The 1,287-nt window shown below is 41.6% G+C and carries 1 protein-coding gene and 1 pseudogene; both read right to left on the bottom strand.

Features of this window, described 5'->3' with window-relative positions:
• Positions 1-197, bottom strand: a 197-nt coding sequence (locus DXA15_RS25030; protein ID WP_233567639.1) for a GTP-binding protein, incomplete at its 3' end; no start/stop codon positions are given.
• A gap of 657 nt (positions 198-854) precedes the next feature.
• Positions 855-1,287: pseudogene (locus DXA15_RS25025) on the bottom strand (hypothetical protein); the annotation flags it as partial.

Raw genomic sequence — 1,287 nt, 5'->3', positions numbered from 1 at the left:
TTCCAGATAATAGATGTCGTAGAAGCCCGGACAGTAATTCCTCTACGTTTCTCTATATCCATAGAGTCCGTTATGGTGTCACCATTATCCACACGGCCGCACTTTTCCGTTGCTCCACTGGCAAACAGCAGATTCTCGGTTACGGAAGTTTTTCCTGCATCAATGTGAGCAAGAATTCCTAAATTTATAATATTCATTTGGATTAAGCAATAATATACTACAGTAGATGCATTGTCGAAACGCACCTTTTAATACCTCCTCGTAGCATATGAGAACTACAGGATTACTAACTCGTATTAATATGTATATTATTACTGCCGCATAACGATTACAAAATTACACAAAAAAATATATCTAACAAAAGTGGGAGGATTTTTTAACTTTTTACCATAGACATTTTATTAGGGAAGCGTAGGTTCAACTGGCAAGTACAAATAAGTAGAAATGTTTGAACAACACCGTTTTAGGAAGTTGAAAAATCAAGTTTCTCTCTCGGTATAGCGTTTATTTTGGCCAATATCTTCTTTAGTTTAGCATTTGTGTATTTCCCATTCGTGTTCTATTTAGCTCCTTATTATGAGTATGTAGCAAGTTACTTATCAAATTCAGCCTCTTTGAGGGTCAAATATGGTTTTGCAAATGGTGACTGACAAGACATAAACAAGGTCAGCAGGAATTTTTTACATAAATGGACATGAATGTATATAACCTAAAATAAGAATAAATTTTAATAAGGGCTGCCCAAAAAGAAAAAAATGCAGTTGCCATCCTATAGATACTTGCAGAAAGGATAAAATTTACTTTTAGACCTTTTGGGATAGCCCTTATTAATACTTCAGATAAAATTCCTTAGGTTATATTTTCAATCCTTTGGACCGGGTTTCCTCCTTGGCATACAGTCCCGGACGCCCGATTATGACATGGTTGGCAACGATACTATCCGCCGGACTGCGTATCTGCGGCGGTGCATTTTCGGGATATTGCGCCTGCCTGTTCCTCACATCTTCCGCTTCCGGCTTGAGCTGTTGCCCTTCATTCTCCTTTTCTGCGACTTCGGGCGTGGGTGGCGCAAGCTCCAGCTGAATTTTTCGGTCAAGGGCGGCAAGTTCGGACTTCAACTGCTTCAGCTCGTCCTCCTTCTTCCACACCTTACCCGCTATCTCCTGTAACTGCGGTATCTCCATCTCCAGCACCTCGTTCTTCGCCTTGTACTGGTCGATGATGGAGGGTATCCTCTCCATCGCGTTGAGGAAGTTGCGGGCGGCGGCCAACGGGTCAGCCATCGCC

Origin of the sequence: Parabacteroides sp. AM58-2XD (genome assembly GCF_003463685.1) — a bacterium.
Taxonomy (GTDB): Bacteria; Bacteroidota; Bacteroidia; order Bacteroidales; family Tannerellaceae; genus Parabacteroides; species Parabacteroides segnis.
Note: the sequence above shows the minus strand (reverse complement) of the source record. Positions and strands in the feature narration are given on the sequence as shown.